Origin of the sequence: Rhodosalinus sp. 5P4 (genome assembly GCF_041365695.1) — a bacterium.
In the GTDB taxonomy this organism is placed as follows: Bacteria; Pseudomonadota; Alphaproteobacteria; order Rhodobacterales; family Rhodobacteraceae; genus Rhodosalinus.
Genome location: NZ_JBGFSJ010000004.1, coordinates 173,544 through 193,875 on the forward strand (window position 1 = coordinate 173,544; position 20,332 = coordinate 193,875).

Sequence of the window (20,332 nt, forward strand, 5' to 3'; positions counted from 1 at the left end):
CGGCGTGTCCAGCCCGTCACCGTGCGGTGGACGCGCGGAGTTCCCTGACCGATAACCGGGCCATGCCAACGCTCCCCGCCCCTCGCGATCCGCTGCCCATCGACGCCGCGCTGCCAGAGCTTCTGGAGGCGCTCCGCAAGCGCGGCCGCGCCGTGCTGGAAGCGCCGCCCGGCGCGGGCAAGACCACCCGCGTGCCGCTGGCGATGCTGGAGGCCGGCATCCCCCGGGCGGGGCGCATCGTCATGCTGGAGCCCCGCCGCCTGGCCGCGCGCGCCGCGGCGGAGCGGATGGCCGAGACGCTGGACGAACGGCCCGGCCAGACCGTGGGGTACCGCATCCGCGGAGACACGAAGGTTTCCGCCGCCACCCGCGTGGAGGTGGTCACGGAAGGTGTGCTGACACGGATGATCCAGTCCGACCCCGGGCTCGAGGGCGTGGGCGCGGTGATCTTCGACGAGTTCCACGAACGCTCGCTCAACGCGGACCTGGGCCTCGCGCTCTGCCTCGAGATCGCGGGCGCGCTGCGCGAGGACCTCGTGCTTCTCGCCATGTCCGCCACGCTCGACGCCGCGCCGGTCGCCGCGCTGATCGAGGCGCCCGCCCTCCGGTCCGAGGGCCGCGGCTTCCCGGTGGAGACGCGCTGGCTCGAGGCGCCGGTGCCGAAAGGCCGGCGGCTCGAGGAGGCGACGGCCGACCTCGTCGCCCGGGCCGTCGGCGAGACCGAGGGCGGCGTTCTGGTTTTCCTGCCGGGCGAGGGAGAGATCCGCCGCACCGAGGCGCTGCTGCGCGGCCGGCTGCCCGCGGACTGCGTGCTGCGGCCGCTTTTCGGCGCGATGCCGTTCTCCGCCCAGCGCGCCGCCATCCGCCCCGAGACCGGGGGCCGGAAGATCGTGCTCGCCACGTCGATCGCCGAGACCTCGCTCACGATCGAGGACATCCGCGTCGTGGTGGACGCGGGCCGGGCGCGCCGGGCGCGCTTCGATCCGGGGTCGGGCATGTCGCGGCTCGTGACCGAGCGGGTGACCCGCGCCGAGGCCGCCCAGCGCGCCGGACGCGCGGGCCGGGTCGCGCCGGGCGTGGCCTACCGGCTCTGGACGAAGGGCGAGGAGGGCGCGCTCGCCGCGCACCCGCCGGCCGAGATCGAGGCCGCCGACCTCGCCGGCCTCGCCCTCGAGCTGAAGCTCTGGGGCGCGGACCCTGCCGCGCTCCCGTTTCTCACGCCGCCGCCCGAGGGCGCCCACGCCGAGGCGCTGGCGCTTCTGGGCATGCTGGGCGCGCTCGATGATCGGGGCGCGATCACCGCGCATGGCCGCCGCCTCGCGCATCTGCCGCTGCACCCTCGGCTCGGGCACATGCTGGCGGTGGCCGGGCCGGGGGCGGCGACCCTCGCCGCGCTCCTGGCCGAGCGCGACCCCCTGCCCCGCGCCGCCCCAGTGGACCTCGCGCTGCGCCTGGAGGCCGTCGCCGATCCACGCCGTTTCGCGGAGCGCCGTCCCTGGACGCCGAACCGCGCCGCGGTGGACCGCATCCGCACCGAGGCGGCGCGGCTTGCGAAAGCCGCAGGCGATCCCGCGGACGAGGCGCTTTCGACCGCCGCCATGGCCGCGCTGGCCTACCCCGACCGGATCGGGCTTCGGCGCAGGGGCGCGGCGCCGCGCTTCCTTCTGTCGGGCGGCAAGGGCGCGGTCATGGCCGAGGAGGATCCGCTCGCCGCGCAGCGTCTGATCGTCGTCACCGACCTCGACGGCGATCCGCGCGAGGCGCGCATCCGGCAGGCCATTCCCATCGCGGAGTCCGAACTGCGCCAGCTCTTTGCCGACCGCATCCGATGGCAGAATGTCTGCGACTGGTCGCGGCGCGACCGTCGCGTGCTCGCGCGTCAGCAGGAGCGGCTCGGCGCGATCGCCCTCGACGACCGGCTGTGGCGCGATGCGCCGCAGGAGGACGTGGCGCGCGCGATGCTCGACGGCGTGCGCGAGCTCGGCCTGCCGTTTTCGGACGCGGCGCGGCGGTTCCAGGCCCGGGTCGCGCTCGGCCGAGACGCGGGGCTCGACCTGCCCGACCTTTCCGACGCCGCGCTGATGGCCACGCTTGAGGCCTGGCTGCTGCCCCATCTCGGCGACATCCGCACCGCGGAGGCATGGCGCGGCTTCGACCTGCTGCCCGCGCTGCGGGCCCGGCTCGACTGGGCGCAGGGCCAGGCGCTCGACCGCGAGGTGCCGGGGGCCTTCACCACGCCGCTCGGGCGCAAGGTGCCCATAGACTATTCCGGCGAGGCGCCGGAAATCGCGCTGCGCCTGCAGGAAATGTTCGGCCAGACCGCCCATCCCACGGTCGCCGGCCGGCCGCTTCGCGTGACGCTCCTGTCCCCCGCCGGCCGGCCGGTTCAGACGACCATGGACCTGCCAGGTTTCTGGACCACCTCCTATGCCGAGGTTCGAAAGGAGATGCGCGGGCGCTACCCCAAACACCCCTGGCCCGAGGATCCCAGGGTGGCAGATCCGACCCTGCGCGCCAAACGCCGAAAAACGTAGGCCATTTACAAAACCGTCACACAACGTATATACATAACGATGAACCGTGGCGTGGATATGCCCGCGGACGATAAAAGAGCAGGATCGACATCGCATGACCCTTGTTCCGGGCCAGAACTGGACAGGATACTCGGACGCCGCGGCGGACGGGATGCTGCATCGCCAGGTCGCGGCGCTGTGCCACCGGAACGGCGGCGCGGAGCGCGAGGTGCTGCTCGTGACCAGCCGTGACACGAAGCGCTGGATCCTGCCGAAGGGCTGGCCGGTCGAGGGCTGCGACGCCGCCGAAAGCGCGCTTCAGGAAGCCTGGGAAGAGGCCGGGGTCATCCCCGAACCGTCCGCGCCCGTGGCCCCCGTCGGAATCTATCACTACCTCAAGCGCAAGCGCGTCTGGCCGCACCCTTTCTGGATCGAGGCGCAGGTCTTCGCCGTATCGGTGGCCTCCCTGGCGAACCGCTTTCCCGAAGCGGGCCAGCGGGACCGCCGCTGGGTTCCGACCGGGGTTGCCGCGCGCATGGTGGGCGAACCCGGCCTCAGGGAACTGATCGCCCGGTTCTGAGGCGCGCCGGCCGGGCGGCCGCTACGTGCCCAGGCACCAGCGCATGATCGCTTTTTGCGCGTGCAGCCGGTTCTCCGCCTCGTCGAAGATCACCGAGTGCGGGCCGTCCATGACCTCCGAGGTCGCCTCGTCGTCGCGGTGCGCGGGCAGGCAATGCATGAAAAGCGCGTCGGGCTTGGCGCGCGCCATCAGCGCGGCGTTGACCTGGTAGGGCCGAAGCTGGTTGTGCCGCCGCTCGCGGGCCGATTGCGGATCGTGCATCGAGACCCAGGTGTCGGTCACGATCAGGTCGGCGTCGGCCGCGGCCTCCTGGGGATCGCGCACTGTCGTGTAGAGGCCATCGAGCGACGGATCGGGGTCGAGCGTGGCGGGCCCCGTGAACACGAGATCGAAGCCGAACTGGCGCGCGGCATGCGCGAAACTGGCGAAGACGTTGTTGCCGTCTCCCGACCAGACCACCTTGCGTCCCGCGATCGGGCCGCGATGCTCTTCGTAGGTCATCACGTCGGCCATGATCTGGCAGGGATGGCTGCTGTTCGTCAGCCCGTTGATCACCGGGATCGTCGCGTGTTCGGCCATCTCGCGCAGCACCGCCTCTTCGAAGGTGCGGATCATGATGAGATCGACGTAGCGGCTCATCACCCGCGCGGTGTCGGCAATCGTCTCGCCATGGCCGAGCTGCATGTCGGCGCCCGAAAGCACCAGCGTCTCGCCGCCCATCTGCCGCACGCCCACGTCGAAGGAGACGCGGGTGCGCGTGGACGGCTTCTCGAAGATGAGGGCGACCATGCGCCCGGCGAGCGGTTGCTCGTCGTCGGGCGCGCCCCTGGGGCGGCCGGCACGCGCGCCCTTCATGCGGCGTGCATCGTCGATCATCTGCCGCAACGCGTCGGGATCCGTGGTGTGGATGTCGAGGAAATGCGTCATGGATCTGCGTCCGTGGCTGGCGGGGTCGGGGCGCTGCCCCATCGGCTGCGCCGATGTCCCCGGGATATTGCGACAGGGAGACTTCGGCGTCAGGCGGCCTTCGCAGCGGCGCGCGCGGCGCTCGCCGCGCGATCGAGGCGGCGGAGCGCCTCCTGCGCCTCCTCCGCGCCGAGGTTGAGCGGCGGAAGCAGGCGCACCACGTTGTCGGCCGCGGGAACCGTGACGAGCGCCTCGTCATAGCCCGCGCGCACCAGCTCCGCGGCCGGCAGCCGGCATTTCAGGCCGAGCATCAGGCCCGCGCCGCGCACCTCCTCGAAGACGTCCGGGTGGGCGGCGACGAGCCCCTCGAGCCCCTGGCGCAGCGTGCCGCCCGTGGCGCGGACGCCGGACAGGAACGCGGGGTCGGCCAGGATCTCCATCACGCGCAGCCCCACCGCGCAGGCGAGCGGGTTGCCGCCATAGGTGGAGCCGTGGGTGCCCGCCGTCATGCCCGAGGCGGCGGTCTCGGTCGCCAGCACCGCGCCCAGCGGAAAGCCCCCGCCGATGCCCTTCGCCACCATCATGATGTCCGGCGCGACACCGGCCCATTCATGGGCGAAAAGCTTGCCCGTCCGGCCCATGCCGCATTGCACCTCGTCGAGGACGAGCAGCGTGCCGGTCTCGTCGCAGAGCTCCCGCAGACCGCGGAGGCAGACGTCCGGCAGCGGGCGGATGCCGCCCTCGCCCTGGATGGGCTCGATCAGGATCGCGGCGGTCTTCTCCGTCACCGCGGCGCGCAGCGCGTCGTGATCGCCCCAGGGCAGCTGGGTGAAGCCCGGCAGGAGGGGGCCAAACCCCTTCGTCATCTTCTCGGAGCCGGCCGCGGCGATCGCCGCCGAGGACCGCCCGTGGAAGGCACCCTCGAAGGCGATGATCTCGCTGCGCTCGGGCGCGCCGCGGTCGTGCCAGTACTTCCGCGCCATCTTGACGGCGAGTTCGCAGGACTCGGTGCCCGAATTGGTGAAGAACACCGTGTCGGCGAAGGTCTCCGCGACCAGCCGGTCGGCGAGCGCCTCCTGCTCGGGGATGCGGTAGAGGTTCGAGACATGCCAGAGCTTGGCGGCCTGCGCCGTGAGCGCCTCGACCAGCGCCGGATGGGCATGGCCGAGCGCGTTCACCGCGATCCCCGCGCCCATGTCGAGGAAGCGGCGGCCGTCGGCCTCGGCGAGCCAGGCGCCCTCCCCCTTCACGAAGGTCAGCGGTGCGCGCGCGTAGGTCGGCAGAACGGACGGGATCATGGGCATGGTCCTTCGGGTTCGAAGCCCCTTGAGTGCCGCAGCGGCAGGGGCAAGTCAATCTGCAGGGGGGAAGAGCGCCACGCGTCGGGCGCCCGGCGCGTCAGGCGCGGCGGGGGCGTCGTCGGGTACGAAGGGCGGCAGCGTGGCTCATGGGGTCTTCCTTAGCCCGGATGCGCCCCGGCCGGAAGCGAAAACCCGCCCCGCGCAGGGTCACGCAAAGGGATCCTCGGGGTAGCCGGCCCCGGCGAGGTAGAGGCCGTGGGGCGGACAGACCGGCCCGCAGGCCGCCCGGTCGCGCGCTTCGAGCGCGGCCTTCACGTCCTCGGGCGCCCAGGCGCCGGCGCCCACGCGCTCCAGCGTGCCCACGATGGAGCGCACCTGGTTGTGCAGGAAGGACCGCGCACGGAGATGGAACCGCAGCTCGGGGCCGGACGGGCCCTCCACCCGCTCCACCGACAGCGCGTCGAGCGTCTTGACCGGGCTCTTCGCCTGGCAGATGGAACTGCGGAAAGTGGTGAAGTCGTGCCGTCCCACCAGATGCGCGGCGCCCGCGCGCACCGCCTCGAGATCGAGCTCGCGCGGCACCTGCCAGACAAGCCCGGCGTCGATGGTGGCCGGCGCGCGGCGCATCAGGAGCCGGAAGAGGTAGCGCCGCTCCACCGCCGAGAAGCGCGCGTGCCAGTCCTGCGCCACGCGGGCCGCGGAGAGCACGGCGACCGGCGCGGGCTTCAGATGGTGGTTGAGCGCCTGCGACAGGCGGAACGGATCCCAGTCCTTGGCGGTGTCGCAATGGGCGACCTGGCCCAGCGCGTGCACGCCGGCATCGGTGCGTCCGGCGCCGGCGATGGTGTGGGGGCCCGGTTCCAGCTTCGCAAGCGCCTCTTCCAGCGCGCCCTGCACCGAAGGCTGGTCGGCCTGGCGCTGCCAGCCCGCAAAGGGGCCGCCGTGATACTCGATGCGAAGGGCGTAGCGAGGCATGGCGAGGCGCATAGGCAAGGATGCCGGCGCGGGCAATCCCCGCGGGCCGTTTCAGGAAAAGACCCCGCGCGGGTCAACCGGCGCGGGGTCCTGATGGTCACATGAGCCTGACTGTCGCCCGGTCAGGTGGGTTCCGGTTCCGGCTCCGGTCCGATCCCCTCGGGCGGACGCTTGCGCGGCTTCGTCTTGGGGATCGCCGTCACGCTCGGGGCGCTCGGCTTGCCGGAACTGTCGTCCTCGTCCTCGCCGAGATTGGGCGGCTCGCCCTTGATGACGCGCTTGATCTCCTCGCCGGTGAGCGTCTCGTACTCGAGCAGCCCCTCGGCCAGGCGCTCCCACTCGTCCTTGCGCTCGGTCAGGATGGCGTGGGCCCGCTCATAAGCCTCGGAGATGAAGCGCTTCACCTCGGACTCGATGAGTTCCTTGGTGTGGGCGGACACGGAGAAGCCCGCCGTGTTGCCCTGGTAGCCTTCATGCGCCTCGGCATAGTCGATGTTGCCGACCTTGTCGGACATGCCCCAGCGCATGATCATCGCCCGCGCCAGCGCCGAGGCCTGCTGGATGTCGCCCGCCGGGCCGTTGGAGACCATGCCCTCGCCGTAATGGATGATCTCGGCCGCCTTGCCGGCCATGGTCATGGCGAGCTTTTCCTCGCACTCGGACTTGTGCCAGTTGAGACGGTCGATCTCGGGAAGCGAGACCACCATGCCGAGCGCGCCGCCGCGCGGGATGATCGTGGCCTTGTAGACGGGATCGCATTGCGGCAGCGTCAGCCCCACAATGGCGTGTCCCGCCTCGTGATAGGCCGTCTTTTCCTTCTGCTCCGGCGTCAGGACCATGGAGCGCCGCTCCGCGCCCATCATCACCTTGTCCTTGGCGTTGTCGAAATCCTCCATCGTCACGAAGCGCCGGCCGACTCGGGCGGCCATGAGCGCCGCCTCGTTCACGAGGTTGGCGAGATCCGCCCCCGAGAACCCAGGCGTGCCGCGCGCGATGATGCGCAGGTCCACATCCGGGCCGAGCGGGGTCTTGCGGGCATGCACCCCCAGGATCTTCTCGCGGCCCTTGATGTCGGGGTTGGGCACCGTGACCTGCCGGTCGAAGCGGCCCGGGCGGAGAAGCGCGGGATCGAGCACGTCCTTGCGGTTCGTGGCGGCGACGATGATCACGCCCTCGTTCGACTCGAAGCCGTCCATCTCGACGAGAAGCTGGTTCAGCGTCTGCTCGCGCTCGTCGTTGCCGCCGCCGTAGCCCGCGCCACGCGACCGGCCCACCGCGTCGATCTCGTCGATGAAGACGATGCAGGGCGCGTTCTTCTTCGCCTGCTCGAACATGTCGCGCACGCGGGAGGCCCCGACGCCCACGAACATCTCGACGAAGTCGGAACCCGAGATGGTGAAGAAGGGCACGCCCGCCTCGCCCGCGATCGCGCGCGCGAGGAGCGTCTTGCCGGTGCCCGGCGGGCCCACCAGAAGCGCGCCCTTGGGAATCTTCCCGCCAAGGCGCGAGAACTTCTGCGGATTGCGCAGGAACTCGACGATCTCTTCCAGTTCTTCCTTGGCCTCGTCGATGCCCGCCACGTCGTCGAACGTGACGCGGCCGTGCTTTTCGGTCAGCATCTTGGCCTTCGACTTGCCGAAGCCCATGGCGCCGCCGCGCCCGCCGCCCTGCATCCGGTTCATGAAGTAGATCCAGACGCCGATCAGCAGCAGGAAGGGCAGAAGCGAAAGAAGGAAGGTCTGGAAGCCGGACTGCTCCTGCACCTCGGCGCGCACTTCGATGCCGTTGTCGAGCAGAAGCTCCGTTACCTGGGCGTCTTCCGGCTTCACGGTGACGTAATCGTTACCGTCGGTCCCGCGATACCGGATGCGCTCGCCATCGAGCGTGACCGCGCTGACGGTGTCGTTCTCGACCGCCTCGACGAACTGCGTGTAGCTGATCTCACGGCTTTGCAGGGTCGAGTTGCCGCCGGAAAACAGGTTGAAGAGCGCCAGGATCAGAAGGAACAGGACGACCCAGAAGGCGATGTTGCGTGCGTTGCCCAAGGGGGAAACTCCTATGTCAGGTGCGCGCATGGTTAGCACGGGTGGCTGACGCATTAAATAGACATCCCCCGCCGGGGATCAATGCAAAGGGGCGCGGCGCAGGCGCGCGGCACGCGCAATTTCAGAACGCGATGCCCGCCGGCGCACGCGGCGGGCGCAGCGACAGCGCCTCCGGCGCGCCGATCCCGAGCGCCGGGCAGGCCGCGAGATGCGTGCCGTCGAACAGGGCGGGCAGCGCATGGGCGGCCCGGGCGGGCGGCGCACCGGGCGGCTTCGTCTCCACCTGCGCCCAGCCCTCGGGGCCGAGCGCGCGGATGACGTGGGTCTCGCAGGGATGAACGACCTGCCAGCGCGCATCCCAGCGCCGCCCCGCGTGGGCCGGCGTCTCCATCCCGCGAACGGTCGAATGCTCGCGGAAGACGCGGATCGCCGCGCCCTCCACGCGCAGTTCGCAGCCGTGCAACGTGCCCCCTCCCCCCGAGAGCAGACGGTCGAGCAGCGCCTCGAGCGGGCGCGCGCGCGGCCTGTAGGGCGCGGACGCCACCCATTGCAGCGCCGCGGCCAGCACCCGCAGCTGCGTGTCCGTCTCCACCTTCGCCAAGCCGTCCCGGTCGAGAAGCAGGTCGCCCGTGGGCACCCCGCAGCATTCGGCCCGGCGCGCGATTCGCGACGCAACGTCGGCCGCCCGCGCCTCGAGCGCGGCCCGCGCGCGCGCCAGCCGCGCTGCGGTCTCCGCGATGGGTTCCACGCCCAGCCCCTCCGCCTCGAGATCGGCAAGCAGACGCCGGATGCGCGCGCGCCCGAAGGCCGGGTCCTCGTTGCCGGGATCCTCGACCCAGCGCCCCTTGAGGACACCGAGGTAGAAGCGCAGATCCTTCCGCCGCTCGCCCAGCAGGGGGCGGACGACCTCGAAGCCGGGCGGCGCGCCCGGCGCCGCCCCGGGCGGGCGCGTCCGCGCCGCGATCTCCCCTTCCGAGAGGGGCGCAGGTGCCTCTCCGTGCGGGACGACACGGCGCCGCGGCGCCATCGCCGACAGCCCTTCCACACCGGATCCCCGGGCGAGCCGCATCACGAAGGTCTCGGCGGTGTCGTCGAGCGTGTGCGCGAAAAGCACATGGCGGATGCTGCCGCGCCAGCGGTCGATCAGCGCCAGGCGCGCGCGGCGCGCGGCATCCTGAAGATTGCCCGCGCCGTCCCAGTGCCAGCGCAGCGTGGCATGGGGCCAGCCCAGATCGCGGCAGGTTCCGGCCACCATCCGGGCCTCGGCGGCGCTTTCGGGTCGCAGGCCGTGATCGACGGTCACCACCCAGAGCCGCACGCCCCAGCTGCGGGTCCAGTTATGGGCGAGATACAGCATCGCCATGCTGTCCCCCCCGCCCGAGACGGCGAGCGCGATGTCGGACGGGAACTCTGGCCCGAGCAGGCTGCCCATGGATGCGGCGAAACGCGCATCCGGGCCGGCTTCGCTCACGGGCAGCCGAGCCCGCCCTGACGCTCCGCCGCATCGTCCGCGGCCTGCGAGCCGGGAAAACGGACGCCGACATCGGCGAGGATCTGGCAGGCCGCGTCGATCCGGTCGAGCGCGGCCAGCGCCGCGCCGAGACGATAGAGCGTTTCGGGCGCCGCACCGGCGTCGGGATGCGCGCTGAACCCGTCGAGATAGACCTGCGCGGCGCCGCGCATGTCCTCCTGCGCCTCGAGCGCGCGGCCGAGACCCAGGTAGACCTGCGGTTCCAGCGGGCTGCCGGGATAGGTTTCCCGGAAGCGCCCGAACGCCTCCGCCGCCTCTTCGTGGCGTCCCTCCGCCAGCGCGGCCTCCGCGCGCTCGAAATCGGACCGCTCGCTCACGGCGAGCTGGGGGGTGTCCGTCCCGCCCTGTCCCGCGGGGGACGCTGGCGCCGGGCCGGGCAGCGGGTCCGCCGGCAGGCCGCCCAGGGTGGGCGTCTCGCCCAGCGCGCTCACGTCGCCGCCCTCGAGTTCCACGAGGCGGAACTCCAGGTCGCCGATGCGGTTCGTGCCGTCCTCGACGATGCGCGCGATGCGGTATTCCAGCTCCTCGGTGCGCGCGGTGAGGCGCTGCAGCGCGCTTTCGATGGAATCGAGCCGTTCCAGCGACGACCCGCCCGCGACGCTCATGTCCGGGCTGCCCGTCGTGGCAAGCTCGCGCCGCAGGCGCTGGATCTCGACGTTCAGGACGGTGAGATCCTGGCGGATGTCGGCCAGCGTGCGCGCGCGATCGGCCTCCTGCGCGGCCGCGGCCACCGGCACGAGCAGAAGGGCCGCCGCGAGAATCGCCGCGAAACGCATGACGGCCTCAGGCCCCCGTCCCGATCGCCAGCACCGTCACCGCGCGGCGGTTCCGGCTGTAGCAGCTCTCGTCCGAGCAGACCGCCACCGGGCGCTCCTTGCCGAAGCTCACGGTGCTCAGGCGGCTGCCCGCCACGCCGCGGCTGACGAGGTAGTCGCGCACGGCGTTCGCGCGGCGGTCGCCCAGCGCGATGTTGTATTCGCGGGTGCCCTGCTCGTCGGCGTGGCCCTCGATCACGGCGCTGTAGTCGGGGTTCCGGCTCAGCCAGTCGGCCTGCGCGTCGAGCACGGCGCGCGCCTCCGATCCCAGGGTGGACTGGTCGACCGCGAAGAAGACCCGGTCGCCCACGGCTTCCTGGAAGTAGGCCCGGCTCGTGGGGTCGCTCGCCGACCCCGCCGCACCGGTGCCCGCGCTGGCGCCTGCACCGGTGCCGGATGCGGCCATGTCGTCGAAACGTCCGGCGTCGGTGCAGGCGCCCAGCGCCAGCCCCGCCGCGAGTAGTGCCGCCTTGCCGAAAAGTGTCATCTCAGTTTTCCCGCTCGATGGTTGTTGTTTGGTCCTGATTACCATATCGCCCCGCGCTTGGGAACGCGGGTTGCGTCACTGCTGCAAGGGCCCCCAGGACGGGTCCGAGGCGCCGGCGGGCGTCGGAACCCGCTTCAGGTTGCGGCCCGACACGTCCACGGAATAAAGCGCGGCGGAGCCCTGGGCTCCCTGCGTTTCCCGGGTGAACATGATCACCCGGCCATTGGGCGACCATGTCGGCCCCTCGTCGAGGAAGCTTGCCGTCAGCAACCGCTCTTCCGAGCCGTCGGTGCGCATCACGCCGATGTGAAAGCGCCCCTCGGCCTGCTTCGTGAACGCGATGAGATCACCGCGGGGCGACCAGACCGGCGTGCCGTAGCGGCCCGGCCCGAAGCTGATCCGGGTGGCCTCGCCCCCGCTTGCGGGCATTATGTAGATCTGCTGCGTGCCCGAGCGGTCGCTTTCGAAGACGATCCGCCGCCCGTCGGGCGAGAAGCTCGGCGCCGTCTCGATCGAGGGCGCCGATGTCAGCCGCCGGCTCTGTCCGCTGGCGATCTCGGTGACGTAGATGTCGGTGTTGCCGCCCTGGGCGAGGGAAAAGACCACCTGCCGCGCATCCGGCGAGAAGCGCGGGGAAAAGGTGTTGGCGCCGTCCGGAGTCGGCAGCACGCGCCGGCTTACCGACCCGACGTCGAGCAGGTAGACCCGCGGCGATCCGGTCTCGTAGCTGGTATAGAGGACGCGCTGCCCGTCGGGCGAGAAGCGCGGGTTCAGCACGATGGCGGAACTGTCGGTCAGGTACTGCACGTTCGCGCCGTCGTAATCCATGATGCCGAGGCGCTTGCGCCGGTCGTCCTTGGGCCCGGTCTCGGCCACGAAGACCACGCGGCTGTCGAAATAGCCGTCCTCGCCCGTGATGCGCGAATAGACGGCGTCGGAGACCTTGTGCGCCATGCGCCGCCAGCCCTCCGTCGTGCCGGAGAATTGCAGCCCCTGCCCGAGTTCCCGGTCGGCGAAGACGTCCCAGACCCGGAACTTCACGGTCAGGCGGTCGCCCTGCTGGGCCACCGCCCCGGTGACGAGCGCCTGCGCGTTCACCGCCTTCCAGTCGGCGAACTGCACCGGGCTCGCGAAGCTGGTGATCGCGGAGATATGCGCCTCGCGCGGGACCTCGCGGAACAGTCCGGTTCCGGTCAGATCCGCGGCGACCACGCGGGCGAGCCGCTCGCCCCACTCCGCCGCGCCGGGCGTCTCGGCGACGAAATCGGGCACGGCGTAGGGCAACGGCTCCACCACGCCTTCGGTAATCTCGATCCGCAGTGGACCGTCCTGCGCCGCAACGGGCGTGGCGAACGCCCAGAGCGCCGCAAGAGCCATGGCCAGTCGTCCGATCATCGCACCCTCATGTTCTCAGGATTGAACGTCATTTCAATATCACGCCACTGGTCGTATTTCTCGGGCGGAAGGTCGTAGCCGCCCCGCTCGCAGCGCAGCACCGCGCGCCGGGCCGCCTGGTAGGCGGTGTCCACCGCGCGACCCTCCCCGCCCTCGGACGAGACGAGGCGCAGCGAGTCCTGCATGACGGTGCCGTCCCGGCTCAGCGACATCGCCAGCGTCACCGTCACGTTCGCGGCCTGGCTGCCCACGTCCACCACCCAGCACTCCTGCACCGCCACCCGGAGCGCGTCGCGCTCCGCGCCCGTCAGCGGCGGCCCGCCCGCACCCGAACCGCCGCCGCCGAGCGCCTCGGCGAGCATCTCGTCAACCGCGCTTCGGTTCACGTCGTCCGGCGCGGGGCTCGGCGCGTCTTCGGTCTCCTCGGCAGGGGCCTCCGGCGCCGCCGGTGCCGCCGGCTCGGGCGGCGGAGCGGCGGCCAGACGTTCGGGGCGCGCGCGGGGGCGCGGCGTGGCGTCGGGCGCGGCGTCGCGCTCTTCCGCCTCGGTGACGATCTCGGTCGTGGCCTCCTCCGGCGCGGTGGGCTCCGGCTCCGGCTCCGGCGCGGGCTCGGGCACAGGCTCGGGCGCGACCTGCGCGGGCGGAACCGTGTCGGGTGCGGTCTCGGCCCCGGGCGGGGGCGGCGGCGCGGGGGTCGGGGCGACCCGGTCGGCCGGGCGCGGTTCGGGCCGGGGCGTCGCATCGGGCAACAGAATCGCGGTGTCCTCCGGCTGGGCGAGCTCGGGCACGCTGTCGGCGACCTCGGCCTCGGGCGCCGGCGCCTCGGGCGGAGCCTCGGGGGCCCTGTCCGGCTGCGGTTCCGCGGTCTCGGGCGGCGCCTGGGGCCGCACCGGCGGCGGCTCGGGCGCGGGCGCCTCGGGCACCGGTGCGGACTCGGGGGCCGGCTCTGCAAGGCCGTCGACGCCCGGCGCGGCCTCCGGCGGAGCCTGCGCCGCCATGATCGCGGCGTATTCCTCTCCGGTGATGACCGAGACCTCCGTCACCTCGAAGGGCAACGGCTCGGTGCGGAACGCACCGCCGAGAAAGGCCCAGGCGATCAGCAGGACGTGCCCGGCTCCGGAGATATAGTGGCCCGCATGCACCGGCCGTCCTCACTCCTCTCCGCCGTCGAAGGCGGGTCCGCCGGCATCGGTGACAAGCCCGATATCCGAGAAGCCGCCCGCGTTCAGCGCACCCATCACCTGCACCACGCGCTCGTAGGGCACGGCCCCGTCGGCGCGCAGGAAGACGCGGCGGCTGTCGCGCTCGGCGGCGATGGCGCGCAGCCGCGGCAGGAGGTCGCCCGGCGCGACCTCGGTGGTCTGGATGGCGATCCCGCCGTCGGCGGTCACGGTCACGGTAAGCGGCTCCTCCTGCTCGGCGGGCAGCGAGCGCGCTGCGGTTTCCGGCAGCTGGACCGGAACGCCCACCGTCATGAGCGGCGCGGCCACCATGAAGATGATCAGCAGCACCAGCATCACGTCGACGAAGGGCGTGACGTTGATCTCGGCCATGGGCACCGCGCGGCGGCGGCGCCGACTGCGCCGGCCTCCGCCGCCTCCGGCCCCGGGCATGAGCCCCGCGCCCATCGGCTCAGCCGTCCAGCTGGCGGCTGAGGATGGTGGCGAACTCGTCCGTGAAGGCCTCGTAGCCCGCCACGATGCGGTCGCTCGCCGCGCTCAGCGTGTTGTAGAAGATGACCGCGGGGATCGCCGCCAGAAGGCCGAGCCCGGTGGCCAGCAGCGCCTCGGCGATGCCCGGCGCCACCACGGCGAGGTTGGTGTTCTGCGCCTCGGCGATCTGGATGAAGGAATGCATGATCCCCCAGACCGTGCCGAAAAGCCCGATGAAGGGCGAGGTCGCGCCCACGGTGGCGAGCACCTGCAGGCCCTTCTGCAGATCCTCGGCCTCCCGCGCGATGGCCACGTCCATCGAGCGCTGGATCCGCGCCTGCACGCCGGGGATGAGCCCGCCATCCTCGCGGTGGCTGCGCTGCCATTCCGCCATGCCGGCGGCGAAGACCCGCTCGGCCCGGCCCGCGGGCTCCGGCCCGAGCGCGCCGTAGAGTTCGTCCAGCGGCTCGCCCGACCAGAAGGCGCGGTCGAAGCGCGCCGCCTCGGCGCGCGCGGCGCGGTAGGCCATCAGTTTCTGGATGATGATCGCCCAGGCCCAGAACGAGGCCAGCACGAGGACGACCATCACCAGCTTCACCGTGAAGGTGGCGCGCGCAAAGAGGCCCCACATGGAGAAATCCATCTCCTGCGCGGCGGCCAGGGTTTCCATTTCCATTGTCTGCCTGCTCGTTTCTGCCCGGGGCCGTTCGGTGCGGCCCTCTTGCGTCAGACCCTAGCGGATTTGAAGGGGGATGGCCAACACAACCGCGTGCGCGGCGGCGTCAGGCGAGCAGACGGCGGAGTTCCGCCGGAAGCCGCGCGGGTCGCCCCGACGCCCCGAGCGCCACCAGCGTGACGCGCGCGTCGAAGAGCCGCTCCGCGCCGCGCAGCACCGTCTGGCGCAGCACGATCCTCGCGGGCGTCAGCTGTTCCGCCGCGGTCTCCACGGTCAGCAGATCGTCGAAGCGCGCGGGCGAGAGGTAATCCGCCTCGACACGGCGCACCGCGAAGACGATCCCCGCCTCGGCCTTCAGCCGCGCCTGGTCGATCCCGAGCCCGCGCACCCACTCGGTCCGGGCGCGCTCGATGAACTTCAGGTAATTGGCGTAATAGACGATGCCGGCGAGGTCGGTATCCTCATAGTAGACGCGGCACTGGAACGCATGAGGCATGGCGCGGACCTTCCGTGGGACATCCGCCGCCCTCCTAGCGGCGGCGCGCCCGCGGGGCAACGGGCTGGACAGGCCGCGCCCGGGGGCTTCAGGGTATGCCATGGCATACGCTGGCGGGAAAATCCCGGTTGCCGCACCGCCCGCCGCTGCGTAAACCGCACGGAAACGCGCGGCACGAACGCTGGAGGAGGGACGACCATGGGCTACGCCGAGACCTACGCGCGCTGGAAGCAGGATCCGGAAGGCTTCTGGATGGAGGCCGCGCGCGCCATCGACTGGGAGCGGTTCCCGACGAAGGCGCTCTGGGACGACGAGGCGCCGTTTTACGAATGGTTCTCGGACGGCATGGTGAACGGCTGCTGGAACGCGGTGGACCGCCATGTCGAGGCCGGCCACGGCGATCGTGTGGCGATCATCCACGACAGCCCCGTCACCCACTCGAAGCACGAGATCACCTTCGCCGAGCTTCGGGACCGGGTCGCCAGCCTGGCCGGTGCGCTTCGCGCCAAGGGCGTCGAGAAGGGCGACCGGGTCATCATCTACATGCCCATGGTGCCAGAGGCGCTCGAGGCCATGCTTGCCTGCGCCCGCCTCGGCGCGATCCACTCGGTGGTGTTCGGCGGCTTCGCGGCGCACGAACTCGCCGTCAGGATCGACGACGCCAGGCCCAAATGCGTGATCGCCGCCTCCTGCGGGATCGAGCCTGGGCGCGTCGTCCACTACAAGCCGCTGCTGGACGGCGCGCTGGCGCAGGCGACGCATCACCCCGACTTCTGCGTGATCTTCCAGCGCGAACAGGAGGTGGCGCATCTGGAGGCGGGCCGCGACGTGGACTGGCACGCCTTCCAGTACGGGGTGGCGCCCGCCGACTGCGTGCCGGTGGAGGGCAACCATCCCGCCTACATCCTTTACACGTCGGGCACGACCGGCCAGCCCAAGGGCGTGGTGCGCCACACCGCGGGTCATCTCGTGGCGCTCAACTGGACGATGAAGAACATCTACGGCGTCGAGCCGGGAGAGGTGTTCTGGGCGGCCTCGGACGTGGGCTGGGTGGTGGGCCACTCCTACATCGCCTACGCGCCCCTCATCCACGGCAACACCACGATCGTCTTCGAGGGCAAGCCGGTTGGCACGCCCGACGCGGGCACGTTCTGGCGGGTGATCTCCGAGCACAAGGTGGCGAGCTTCTTCACCGCCCCGACCGCCTTTCGCGCGATCAAGCGCGAGGATCCCAAGGGCGAGTGCGTGACGAGATACGACCTCTCCTGCCTGCGCGCGCTCTTTCTCGCGGGCGAGCGGGCCGACCCCGACACCATCGAATGGGCCAGGGCGCAGCTCGGCGTGCCGGTGATCGACCACTGGTGGCAGACAGAGACGGGCTGGACGATCACGGGGGTGCCGCTGGGCCTTGGCGGGGTCGAGCCGAAACTCGGCTCCTCCGGCGTGCCGATGCCGGGCTACGACGTCCAGATCCTGGACGAAGGCGGGCAGCCGGTCGGGGCGAACACGCTTGGCGCGGTCGCCGTGAAGCTGCCGCTGCCGCCCGGCACGCTTCCGACGCTCTGGAACGCGGAAGAGCGGTTCCACAAGAGCTATCTGGCGCATTTCCCCGGCTATTACGAAACGGGCGACGCAGGGCTCATCGACGACGAGGGCTATCTTTACATCATGGCGCGCACCGACGACGTGATCAACGTCGCGGGGCACCGCCTGTCCACCGGCGGGATGGAGGAAGTGCTCGCCGCGCACCCGGATGTCGCCGAATGCGCGGTCATCGGGGTCAGGGACGAACTCAAGGGTCAGCTTCCGCTCGGGCTGGTCTGCCTGACCAAGGGCGTGAACCGCCCGCACGAGGACATCGTGCGCGAATGCGTCACGCTCGTGCGCGAGCAGATCGGCCCCGTGGCCGCCTTCAAGCTGGCGGTGGTGGTGGATCGTCTTCCGAAGACGCGGTCCGGCAAGGTGCTGCGCGCCATCATGGTCAAGATCGCCGATGGCGAAGAGTTCAAGATGCCGGCCACCATCGACGACCCGGCGATCCTCGACGAGATCCGCGACGCGATGCGCGCGCTCGGCTATGCGAAGGCGTGAGGCGGGGTTGTCCCGCGGCGCGGCGCGGCGCATGATGCAGGGCATGCGCCGCCTTCTTGTCGTTTGCATCGTGCTGCTCGCGAGTCCGTTGATGGCCGATACCGTGCTCGAGGATTTCGACCCGCCCGGAGACTGGACCTTCTTCACCGACCAGGTGATGGGCGGCGTCTCCACCGGCGGGGCGGAAATCGCCGTGATCGAGGGCCGGCGCGCGCTTCGTCTCACCGGCGACGTCTCCACCGAGAATCGCGGCGGCTTCATCCAGGCGCGCAAGGATCTGCCGGACGGCCTGCCCGCGGGGACCGAGGGCATTCGCCTGCGCGTGCGCGGCAATGGCGAGCGCTATTTCGTGCACCTGCGCACGGGCGGGACGGTTCTGCCCTGGCAGTATTACCAGGCGCCGTTCCAGACCGGCGCGGACTGGACCGAGGTGGATATCCCCCTCGAGGCGTTCGACCCCTCCGGCGCGCTCCTGCGCGCCACGCCGCGGCCCGAGGGCGTGCGCTCGATCGCGGTGGTGGCCTATGGGCGCGACCACGAGGCCGAGGTCAGCGTCGCCCGGATCGAGGCCTACTGAGACGCCGCGCCCTCGCGCGGGTCCATCATGCCCGACTTCACGCCGAACCGGATCAGCAGCACGTTGACGGGATAGGCGGCGAGAAGCCCGCAGCTCAAGGAGACGACGAGCGCGGACCAGAACAGCGGCTCGCGGGGACCCGCATCCCCCGCAAGGGAGAGATCCACGCCGATCGCGACCACCTCCATCACCGTGATCGAGGGCGTCTCGGACAGGAAGGCATCCCAGAGCGCGCGGCGCAGCCCCACGCCCTCCTGCAGGAGCGGGCCCACCGTCAGGGCGTAGCCCGCGACATAGGCCAGCGTGAACGTGACCGCCGCGACCCAGAGCGTCCCGAGTTGCAGAAGGCCCACGGCGATGAACATCCCCGCGACCTCGCCCATGCCGCATCCCGAGTAGCAATGCGCCACCGACCGGAACGCGCGGCGGTAAAGACCGTCCCGCGGAATCTGCCGCCGGCCGGTCGTCCAGTAGATCCAGAGGCCGAGCGGCCCGGAATAGACCACCGTCAGCACCCAGACGAGCTTCATCAGGCTCATCAGATGGGCGTTTTCCGTGCGCAGGTCGCGGATCACCACGTAAAGGCTCGGCACCGCGACCGACGCCCAGGCCACCAGGAACCATGGAGAGGAGAGTATCGCGACGACTGTATCCATGGCCCGAGCGTCGCGCCTGCCCACCCCGGATGCAAGCCCGAACATGCGGCCGCTTGCCAGGGCGCGCCGGGGCGTCCTAGCCTTCCCGGATCCAAAGGAGAGTTTCGGCATGTCCCAGACCGACCCCTGGCGCCTTGGCGCCGCAGAGATGGCCGCCGCGATCCGCGAGGGGCAGCTGAGCGCGGCCGAGGCGACCGAGGCTGCGCTGGCCCGCATGGACGCGGTCAATCCGCGCCTCAACGCGGTGGTCGAGGGGCTCGAGGACGAAGCGCGCGCCCGCGCCCGCGCGCTCGACGAGCAGCGGGCCGAGGGCGGACCCCTCGGCCCGCTCCACGGCGTTCCCGTCACGATCAAGGTAAACGTGGACCAGGCAGGCAAAGCCACCACGAACGGCGTGCCCGCCTTCGCGGGGCTCGTCGCTCCGGACGACGCGCCGGTGGTGCGCAACCTCCTCGCCGCCGGCGCGGTTCCGATCGGCCGCACGAACACGCCCGAGTTCTCCTTCCGCGCCCACACCGACGGGCCGCTTCACGGCCGCACGATCAATCCCTGGGGCGATCACGTCTCGCCCGGCGGGTCGTCTGGCGGGGCGGGCGCGGCGGTGATGGCGGGGATCGGCGCGCTCGGCCATGGCAACGATATCGGCGGCTCGCTGCGCTTCCCCGCCTCGGCCTGCGGCGCGGTGACCGTGAAACCGGGGCTCGGCCGCGTGCCGGCGTGGAACCCCTCGCAAACGGCGGAGCGCGGCATGCTGGCGCAAGCCATGTCAGTGCAGGGCGTCCTCGCCCGAAACGCCGCCGACCTCGATCTGGCCATGGACGCGCTCGTCGCCCCGGACCCGCGCGATCCCTTCCACGTGCCGCTGGCCTACCGCGGCGCACGGCTCGACCGGCCGATCCGCGTGGCGTTCACCCGGGAAACCTGCGGCTACCCGCTGCACCCGGAAGTGGCGGCCGCCCTCGACACCGCGGCCGAGGCGCTTTCGGCGGCCGGCTACGCCGTGGAAGAGGCCGCGCCGCCCCTCATGCCCGAGACGGCCGAGGTGGGCTACCGCGCGCTCATGGGCGAGGTGAAGGCGCTCATGGGCGCGGACATCGCCGAGAAGGGATCGGAGACGCTGAACGCGATCTTCGCCGAGTACTTCCGCCAATATCCGCCCTACGAGGGCGCCGAACAGCTTCGCGCCATGGCCGAGCGCACGCGCTTTGCCCGCGCCTGGTCGCTTTTCCTCGAGGACTACCCGCTGGTCCTGACGCCCTTCCTGGCCCATCCGTTCTTCGCGCCCGGCCGGGACGCGGAGGGCGCCGAGGGCGTGGAGGAGGCGCTGGGATCGGCCTTCTGGTCCTTCGCGATGAACTTCACCGGGCTGCCGGCGGGCAACGTGCCCGCCCGCCTTGCCGCCCTGCCGGCAGGCCCGCAGCCCATCGGCGTGCAGATCATAGGACGGCGCTGGCGCGAGGACCTCGTGGTGGAGGCGATGGCCGCGGTGGAAGCGCAGGTGGGCCCGATGGCGCCCCATCTCTGGGCGCGCATGGGCTGAGGCCGAAGACGATTTTTCGATCGAAAAATCGCCCCCTGCGGCAGCCGTGGGGGGGGGGGGGGGGGGGGGGGGGGGGGGGGGGGGGGGGGGGGGGGT

General features: G+C 71.5%; 18 protein-coding genes. 5 read left to right on the forward strand and 13 right to left on the reverse strand.

The window, feature by feature from the left end:
- Window positions 1–62: 62 nt before the first annotated feature.
- Both hrpB and AB6A69_RS08730 read left to right on the forward strand, forming a co-directional pair.
- Window positions 63–2,534, forward strand: coding sequence for an ATP-dependent helicase HrpB (hrpB, locus tag AB6A69_RS08725; protein ID WP_371060483.1), 2,472 nt, complete (start codon window positions 63–65; stop codon window positions 2,532–2,534).
- Window positions 2,535–2,628: 94 nt separating this feature from the next.
- On the forward strand, window positions 2,629–3,093 hold the full coding sequence (locus tag AB6A69_RS08730; RefSeq protein WP_371060484.1) for an NUDIX hydrolase: 465 nt from the start codon (window positions 2,629–2,631) through the stop codon (window positions 3,091–3,093).
- A gap of 21 nt (window positions 3,094–3,114) precedes the next feature.
- Here AB6A69_RS08730 and argF read toward each other — a convergent pair whose 3' ends face one another.
- The 12 genes from argF to ybgC form a co-directional block, all read right to left on the reverse strand.
- Window positions 3,115–4,020 (reverse strand): ornithine carbamoyltransferase, encoded by a 906-nt coding sequence (argF, locus tag AB6A69_RS08735; protein WP_371037504.1) that lies wholly within the window; start codon window positions 4,018–4,020, stop codon window positions 3,115–3,117.
- A gap of 89 nt (window positions 4,021–4,109) precedes the next feature.
- Window positions 4,110–5,297 (reverse strand): aspartate aminotransferase family protein, encoded by a 1,188-nt coding sequence (locus tag AB6A69_RS08740; RefSeq protein ID WP_371060485.1) that lies wholly within the window; start codon window positions 5,295–5,297, stop codon window positions 4,110–4,112.
- A gap of 210 nt (window positions 5,298–5,507) precedes the next feature.
- Window positions 5,508–6,275 carry a tRNA pseudouridine(38-40) synthase TruA gene (truA, locus tag AB6A69_RS08745; RefSeq protein ID WP_371060486.1) on the reverse strand — a complete coding sequence of 256 codons (768 nt, stop codon included), beginning with the start codon at window positions 6,273–6,275 and terminating at the stop codon, window positions 5,508–5,510.
- Between the two features lie 122 nt (window positions 6,276–6,397).
- The gene (ftsH, locus tag AB6A69_RS08750; RefSeq protein ID WP_371055102.1) at window positions 6,398–8,320 is read right to left on the reverse strand and encodes an ATP-dependent zinc metalloprotease FtsH; all 1,923 of its coding nucleotides are present in this window, start codon (window positions 8,318–8,320) and stop codon (window positions 6,398–6,400) included.
- 121 nt (window positions 8,321–8,441) lie between these two features.
- Window positions 8,442–9,752 (reverse strand): tRNA lysidine(34) synthetase TilS, encoded by a 1,311-nt coding sequence (gene tilS, locus AB6A69_RS08755; protein WP_371060487.1) that lies wholly within the window; start codon window positions 9,750–9,752, stop codon window positions 8,442–8,444.
- Between the two features lie 35 nt (window positions 9,753–9,787).
- Entirely contained in the window at window positions 9,788–10,627 is an 840-nt protein-coding gene (locus tag AB6A69_RS08760) for a tetratricopeptide repeat protein (RefSeq protein WP_371055104.1), read from the reverse strand.
- 7 nt (window positions 10,628–10,634) lie between these two features.
- Entirely contained in the window at window positions 10,635–11,153 is a 519-nt protein-coding gene (gene pal / locus AB6A69_RS08765) for a peptidoglycan-associated lipoprotein Pal (protein ID WP_371055105.1), read from the reverse strand.
- A 75-nt stretch (window positions 11,154–11,228) separates the two neighbouring features.
- Entirely contained in the window at window positions 11,229–12,548 is a 1,320-nt protein-coding gene (gene tolB / locus AB6A69_RS08770; RefSeq protein ID WP_371055106.1) for a Tol-Pal system beta propeller repeat protein TolB, read from the reverse strand.
- Window positions 12,545–13,690, reverse strand: coding sequence for a hypothetical protein (locus AB6A69_RS08775; RefSeq protein ID WP_371060488.1), 1,146 nt, complete (start codon window positions 13,688–13,690; stop codon window positions 12,545–12,547). Before AB6A69_RS08775 ends, tolB begins: the two co-directional genes overlap by 4 nt.
- Before the next feature lie 9 nt (window positions 13,691–13,699).
- A complete protein-coding gene (tolR, locus tag AB6A69_RS08780) occupies window positions 13,700–14,176 on the reverse strand; it encodes a protein TolR (RefSeq protein ID WP_371060489.1) in 477 nt (158 codons plus the stop codon).
- 4 nt (window positions 14,177–14,180) lie between these two features.
- On the reverse strand, window positions 14,181–14,876 hold the full coding sequence (gene tolQ / locus AB6A69_RS08785) for a protein TolQ (protein ID WP_371037514.1): 696 nt from the start codon (window positions 14,874–14,876) through the stop codon (window positions 14,181–14,183).
- Window positions 14,877–14,982: 106 nt separating this feature from the next.
- Complete coding sequence (gene ybgC / locus AB6A69_RS08790; protein WP_371060490.1) at window positions 14,983–15,372, reverse strand: tol-pal system-associated acyl-CoA thioesterase; 390 nt, start codon at window positions 15,370–15,372, stop codon at window positions 14,983–14,985.
- Window positions 15,373–15,570: 198 nt separating this feature from the next.
- On the opposite strand from ybgC, the gene AB6A69_RS08795 reads away from it, so the two are divergent.
- A complete protein-coding gene (locus AB6A69_RS08795) occupies window positions 15,571–17,463 on the forward strand; it encodes a propionyl-CoA synthetase (RefSeq protein ID WP_371060491.1) in 1,893 nt (630 codons plus the stop codon).
- A gap of 43 nt (window positions 17,464–17,506) precedes the next feature.
- Window positions 17,507–18,040, forward strand: a complete 534-nt coding sequence (locus tag AB6A69_RS08800; protein WP_371060492.1) for a CIA30 family protein — start codon at window positions 17,507–17,509, stop codon at window positions 18,038–18,040.
- Here the strand turns inward: AB6A69_RS08800 and AB6A69_RS08805 are convergent.
- Complete coding sequence (locus AB6A69_RS08805) at window positions 18,034–18,696, reverse strand: DUF4396 domain-containing protein (RefSeq protein ID WP_371060493.1); 663 nt, start codon at window positions 18,694–18,696, stop codon at window positions 18,034–18,036. The genes AB6A69_RS08800 and AB6A69_RS08805 overlap by 7 nt on opposite strands.
- A 109-nt stretch (window positions 18,697–18,805) precedes the next feature.
- Here AB6A69_RS08805 and AB6A69_RS08810 point away from each other — a divergent pair, with 109 nt between their 5' ends.
- Window positions 18,806–20,236, forward strand: a complete 1,431-nt coding sequence (locus AB6A69_RS08810) for an amidase (RefSeq protein WP_371055111.1) — start codon at window positions 18,806–18,808, stop codon at window positions 20,234–20,236.
- The last annotated feature ends 96 nt before the right edge of the window (window positions 20,237–20,332 follow it).

Coding starts and splice junctions, on each gene's coding strand:
- AB6A69_RS08740 (WP_371060485.1), bottom strand. CDS start 5,297: ATGATCCCGTCCGTTCTGCCGACCTACGCGCGCGCACCGCTGACCTTC.
- tolQ (WP_371037514.1), bottom strand. CDS start 14,876: ATGGAAATGGAAACCCTGGCCGCCGCGCAGGAGATGGATTTCTCCATG.
- ybgC (WP_371060490.1), bottom strand. CDS start 15,372: ATGCCTCATGCGTTCCAGTGCCGCGTCTACTATGAGGATACCGACCTC.
- AB6A69_RS08795 (WP_371060491.1), top strand. CDS start 15,571: ATGGGCTACGCCGAGACCTACGCGCGCTGGAAGCAGGATCCGGAAGGC.
- tolB (WP_371055106.1), bottom strand. CDS start 12,548: ATGATCGGACGACTGGCCATGGCTCTTGCGGCGCTCTGGGCGTTCGCC.
- argF (WP_371037504.1), bottom strand. CDS start 4,020: ATGACGCATTTCCTCGACATCCACACCACGGATCCCGACGCGTTGCGG.
- truA (WP_371060486.1), bottom strand. CDS start 6,275: ATGCCTCGCTACGCCCTTCGCATCGAGTATCACGGCGGCCCCTTTGCG.
- tilS (WP_371060487.1), bottom strand. CDS start 9,752: ATGGGCAGCCTGCTCGGGCCAGAGTTCCCGTCCGACATCGCGCTCGCC.
- hrpB (WP_371060483.1), top strand. CDS start 63: ATGCCAACGCTCCCCGCCCCTCGCGATCCGCTGCCCATCGACGCCGCG.
- AB6A69_RS08760 (WP_371055104.1), bottom strand. CDS start 10,627: ATGCGTTTCGCGGCGATTCTCGCGGCGGCCCTTCTGCTCGTGCCGGTG.
- pal (WP_371055105.1), bottom strand. CDS start 11,153: ATGACACTTTTCGGCAAGGCGGCACTACTCGCGGCGGGGCTGGCGCTG.
- AB6A69_RS08810 (WP_371055111.1), top strand. CDS start 18,806: ATGTCCCAGACCGACCCCTGGCGCCTTGGCGCCGCAGAGATGGCCGCC.
- AB6A69_RS08800 (WP_371060492.1), top strand. CDS start 17,507: ATGCGCCGCCTTCTTGTCGTTTGCATCGTGCTGCTCGCGAGTCCGTTG.
- AB6A69_RS08805 (WP_371060493.1), bottom strand. CDS start 18,696: ATGGATACAGTCGTCGCGATACTCTCCTCTCCATGGTTCCTGGTGGCC.
- AB6A69_RS08730 (WP_371060484.1), top strand. CDS start 2,629: ATGACCCTTGTTCCGGGCCAGAACTGGACAGGATACTCGGACGCCGCG.
- tolR (WP_371060489.1), bottom strand. CDS start 14,176: ATGGGCGCGGGGCTCATGCCCGGGGCCGGAGGCGGCGGAGGCCGGCGC.